The sequence below is a fragment of the Stenotrophomonas sp. 2YAF22 genome, assembly GCF_052114665.1.
In the GTDB taxonomy this organism is placed as follows: Bacteria; Pseudomonadota; Gammaproteobacteria; order Xanthomonadales; family Xanthomonadaceae; genus Stenotrophomonas; species Stenotrophomonas indicatrix.
Window position 1 is genome coordinate 1 of sequence record NZ_JBFRFE010000339.1, and the last position, 4,595, is coordinate 4,595.

General features: G+C 67.0%; 5 protein-coding genes. 1 reads left to right on the forward strand and 4 read right to left on the reverse strand.

Translation table 11 applies throughout. The features are described from left to right. Positions 1-34 precede the first annotated feature (34 nt). The 3 genes from AB4Y84_RS13820 to ftsY all read right to left on the reverse strand — a co-directional run bounded on the left by AB4Y84_RS13820 (position 35) and on the right by ftsY (position 2,855). Positions 35-304, reverse strand: a complete 270-nt coding sequence (locus tag AB4Y84_RS13820) for an oxidative damage protection protein (RefSeq protein WP_025878821.1) — start codon at positions 302-304, stop codon at positions 35-37. A 5-nt stretch (positions 305-309) separates the two neighbouring features. After that, complete coding sequence (gene mutY / locus AB4Y84_RS13825) at positions 310-1,434, reverse strand: A/G-specific adenine glycosylase (protein ID WP_312111084.1); 1,125 nt, start codon at positions 1,432-1,434, stop codon at positions 310-312. Between the two features lie 80 nt (positions 1,435-1,514). After that, positions 1,515-2,855 (reverse strand): signal recognition particle-docking protein FtsY, encoded by a 1,341-nt coding sequence (ftsY, locus tag AB4Y84_RS13830; protein ID WP_442250294.1) that lies wholly within the window; start codon positions 2,853-2,855, stop codon positions 1,515-1,517. 131 nt (positions 2,856-2,986) lie between these two features. Here ftsY and AB4Y84_RS13835 point away from each other — a divergent pair, with 131 nt between their 5' ends. Then, positions 2,987-3,289, forward strand: a complete 303-nt coding sequence (locus tag AB4Y84_RS13835; RefSeq protein ID WP_312787956.1) for a hypothetical protein — start codon at positions 2,987-2,989, stop codon at positions 3,287-3,289. A 224-nt stretch (positions 3,290-3,513) separates the two neighbouring features. On the opposite strand, the gene htpG is transcribed toward AB4Y84_RS13835, so the two are convergent. Then, positions 3,514-4,595: molecular chaperone HtpG (gene htpG / locus AB4Y84_RS13840; RefSeq protein ID WP_442250295.1), on the reverse strand; the 1,082-nt coding region annotated here is incomplete at its 5' end.

A 4,595-nucleotide genomic window follows, 5' to 3' on the forward strand; every position in this document is an offset into this window, starting at 1 on the left:
GGGTTGCCGGCCAGCGGCCGGCACTACCTGCGTGTCAGGCTTCCGGGGTGAACCCGGCGGGCTTCTCCGCGTCCTTCTCGAACAGGAACTTCACCAGCTCCGTCTCCAGGAAGGCGCGGTGCTCCGGCTTTCGCGGGGAAAGGCGGTTCTCGTTGATCAGCATGGTCTGGTGTGCCAGCCATGCGGTCCACGCCGGCTTGCCGATGTGGTTGAACACACGCTGGCCCAGTTCGCCCGGGTAAGGCACGAAGTCCAGGCCCTCGGCATCGCGTTGTTCGTACTGGCAGAAGACGGTTCGGGGCATGGCACTCACTCGTGGTTGCGGGATTTTGCGGAGGTTCGCTTCGGGTTCTTGATGGGCGCGCCCTCAAGCAGTTTGCGGATGGGGGCAGGCAAGCCCAGTGCAGGCAGTTCGGCGGCGCCAACCCAGCGCAGCGTGGGTTCTTCCACGCGCAGGCCGTGCACCTGCCGTGACAATACCTGCAGGTGCAGTTTGTAGTGGCTGAAGGTGTGCTGCAGCACTGGCAGTTCCTCGGCATCTTCCAGCGAACCATCGACGTGGACGTCGAACCAGTCCTGCAGCTCGCTGCCAGCATCGGCCTGCGGAAGCGTCCACAACTGTGCCCAGATGCCGGTGTCCGGCCGCTTCTGCAGCAGTACGCGCTGCTGCTTGTCGCGCAGCAGCAAAGCCACCGCCTCGCGTTCGGGCAGCGTCTTGCCTGGCTTTGCGGTTGGCAGCTCGGCGGTRCGGCCTTCGCGACGTGCCACGCAATCGGCCTGCAGCGGACAGATCACGCAGGCCGGTCTGGACCGGCTGCAGACCGTGGCACCGAGGTCCATCTGCGCCTGGGTGTAGTCGGCCATGCGTCCAGCCGGCACCTGGGCGACCTGCGCTTCGGCGATGGCCCACAGCTGCTTTTCGATGGCGGGCAGGCCAGGGAAGCCTTCGACGCCGTGATAGCGGCTGAGCACGCGCTTGACGTTGCCATCGAGGATCGCGAACGGGTCGTTCCAGGCCTGGCTGAGGATCGCGCCGGCGGTGCTGCGGCCGATGCCGGGCAGGTCGTGCAGGGCATCGAAATCACGCGGCAGGTCGCCGCCGTGCTCGGCCACGCAGCGCTTGGCGGCGGCGTGCAGATTGCGTGCACGGGCGTAGTAGCCCAAGCCGGCCCACTGCGCCATCACCGCGTCGTTGCTGGCGGCGGCAAGTTCGGGCAGGGTGGGGAAGTGCTGCAGGAAACGGTGGAAGTACGGAATGACCGTGGCCACCTGGGTCTGCTGCAGCATGATCTCCGACAACCACACCCGGTACGGGCTGCGCGGATGCTGCCAGGGCAGGTCGTGGCGGCCGTGGCCGTCGAACCAGTGCAGCAGGCGGGCAACGAAGCCGTGCTCAGGGTCGGACGTGGCGCTGGCGTTCGGCTGGCGGGGCATCGGTACTCCAGGGGGCAGCCACCCATGGGGTGGCTCTACCGGGTTGCAGTAGAGCCACGCCATGCGTGGATGCGGGCGCGTCAGGCAGTGCCCAGCGCTTCGGGCAACAGGGCGTCGACGAAGGCTTCCGGATCGAACACGCGCAGGTCCTCCGGGCGCTCGCCGATGCCAGCGAAACGGATCGGAATGCCGAACTCACGGGCCAGCGCGAACACCACGCCGCCCTTGGCGGTACCGTCCAGCTTGGTCACCACCAGGCCGGTCACCTTGACCGCAGCATTGAACTGGCGCAGCTGCGAAAGCGCGTTCTGACCGGTCGTGCCGTCGATCACCATCAGTACTTCGTGCGGCGCGTTCTCGTCGATCTTGCCGAGCACGCGGCGGATCTTGCCCAGCTCGTTCATCAGTCCGGACTGGGTGTGCAGGCGGCCTGCGGTATCGGCGATCAATACCGACGTGCCGCGGGCCTTGCCGGCCTGCAGTGCGTCGTAGGCCACCGAGGCGGCATCGGCATTCTGCCCCTGCGCGACCACGGCCACGCCGTTGCGCTCGCCCCAGATCTGCAACTGGGCGACGGCGGCGGCGCGGAAAGTGTCGCCAGCGGCCAGCATCAGGCTGTGGCCCTCGTCCTTGAAACGCTTGGCCAGCTTGCCGATGGTGGTGGTCTTGCCGACGCCGTTGACGCCCACGGTCAGCACCACGAAGGGCTTGGCGTTGCGGTCGATGACCAGCGGCTTGGATACCGGCTGCAGGATCGCGATCAGGTCCGCACGCAGTGCCGCCAGCAGGGCATTGGCATCAATGAACTCGCGCGCCTTCATGCGCTTGCGCAGGTCGGCGATCAGGTCGGTGGTGGCGGCAACGCCAACGTCGGCGGTCAGCAGCGCGGTCTCGATCTCGTCCAGCAGGTCGTCATCGAGCTTGGGGTTGCGCGAGAACAGGCCGCCGAAACTRCGGGCGAACGCACTGTTGCGCAGGCGCTCGCGCCAGCCGGGCTTGCCCGCCGSAGCAGCCGGGGCATCGACCAGTACCGGCAGRTCGGCGGCGGGGGCGGCTGGTTCCTGCGCCGGGATGACCGGGGCCAGCGGGGCGATTACCGCGGCGGCGGCGGCCGCTTCGGCTTCGAAGTTCTCCGGCGCCAGCACGCGGGCGGGCGCGGCTTTGGGTAGGGTTTCCTGCGCCGTCTGCAGTGGTGCTTGCGGGGCCGGCGCGGTTGACGTTGCGGGCGCAACGACCTCGGGTGTGGCAGCTGGCACAGGCGCTTCCACCATCGGCGGGGCTACCGGTGCGGCCGGGGCCTGCTCGGGTGGCGCGGCCGACGGGAATGCCGCCGCCAGCTCTTCAGCCGAGTAGTGCTGGGTCTTGGGCGCGTCCGGTGTGGCGGCGTCCTGGGGCTTCTTGCGGCGGAAAAAACTGAGCATTGGCAAAAGGCGCTGAAATCAGAGGGATATGCTACCACCCGGGCCTGTATGGCCGGCGTGGACTCAAGGTCGCAGCTGCGCGGCCGTTAACCGGTCCGGAGGGCTGCGTTGGGTGGCCTGGGAGACCGCCGATGAACGATGTGACAGGTGTTGCGCTCAGCGGGATGCGTGCGGCCCAGCAGGGCGTGCAGGTGGCCGCACACAATGTGGCCAACCTGGCGAACCCGGATGCGCCACGACTGCAACTGCAGCGCGATGTCGCAGCGCAGGGCGGGGTGGACACCAGCGTGACGTCCCATGGCGACACCGATCCGACCGCACCGCTGGGCGACCTGTTGGCTGCCAAGGCCGAGGTGGTGGCCTTCGCTGCCAACGCGGCGGTGATCCGTCGCGAGGACCAGATGCTGGGCTCGCTGCTGGATCGGCAGGCCTGATCCGACCTGCTCTGGTGCGTGCCTGATCCGAGCTGCTCTGGTAGGTGCCAACCTTGGTTGGCACGCTTTTGTAGAGTCGAGCCATGCTCGGCAGCTTTTCAAGCGCCAACCGAGGTAGGCATCTACCAGGCCAACAGCAGCGCCAACCAAGGTTGGCATCTACCGGGGCAATGGCGGTGCCAACCGAGGTTGGCACCCACCAGGCCGGGCGATCCCGGCATCGGTCAGGCCGACAGCTCCAGCAGCAGCTTGTTCAGACGGGCCACGTAGGCACCCGGGTCCTTCAGGCTGTCGCCGGCTGCCAGCGCGGCCTGATCGAACAGCACCCGGCCCAGGTCGTCGAAACGTGCGCCATCGGCTTCGGCATCAAGCTTGGCGATCAGCGGATGACCCGGGTTGATCTCCAGTACCGGCTTGCTGTCGGGCACCTTCTGGCCGCTGGCTTCCAGGATCTGGCGCATCTGCAGGCCCAGGTCCTGTTCGCCGATGGCCAGTACCGCCGGCGAATCGGTCAGGCGGTGCGACACGCGCACTTCGGCCACGTCATCGCCGAGCACGTTCTTCAGGCGCTCCACCAGGCCCTGCTTGTCCTTGGCTGCGGCTTCCTGCTCCTGCTTGTCCGCTTCGCTCTCCAGCGCGCCCAGGTCGAGGTCGCCGCGGGCGATGTCGACGAAGCCCTTGCCGTCGAAATCGGTCAGATAGCCCATCAGCCACTCGTCGATGCGATCGGTCAGCAGCAGGACTTCGATGCCCTTCTTGCGGAACACTTCCAGGTGCGGGCTGTTGCGCACCTGGCTGTAGCTCTCGCCGGTCAGGTAATAGATCTTGTCCTGGCCTTCGGCCATGCGGCCGATGTAGTCGGCCAACGAGACGGTCTGCGCATCGGCCTCGCCACGGGTGGAAGCGAAGCGCAGCAGGCCGGCGACCTTCTCACGGTTGTTGTAGTCCTCGGCCGGGCCTTCCTTCAGCACCTGGCCGAATTCCTTCCAGAACGTGGCGTACTGCTCGGGCTTGTCGCTGGACAGCTTCTCCAGCATGTCCAGCGAACGCTTGGTCAGCGCGGCCTTCATCGAATCGATGACCGGGCCGGACTGCAGGATCTCACGCGAGACATTCAGCGACAGATCGTTGGAGTCGACCACGCCCTTGATGAAACGCAGGTACAGCGGCAGGAACTGCTCGGCCTGGTCCATCACGAACACCCGTTGCACGTACAGCTTCAGGCCCTTGGGCGCATCACGGTGGTACAGGTCGAACGGCGCGCGGCCCGGCACGTACAGCAGCGAGGTGTACTCCAGCTTGCCTT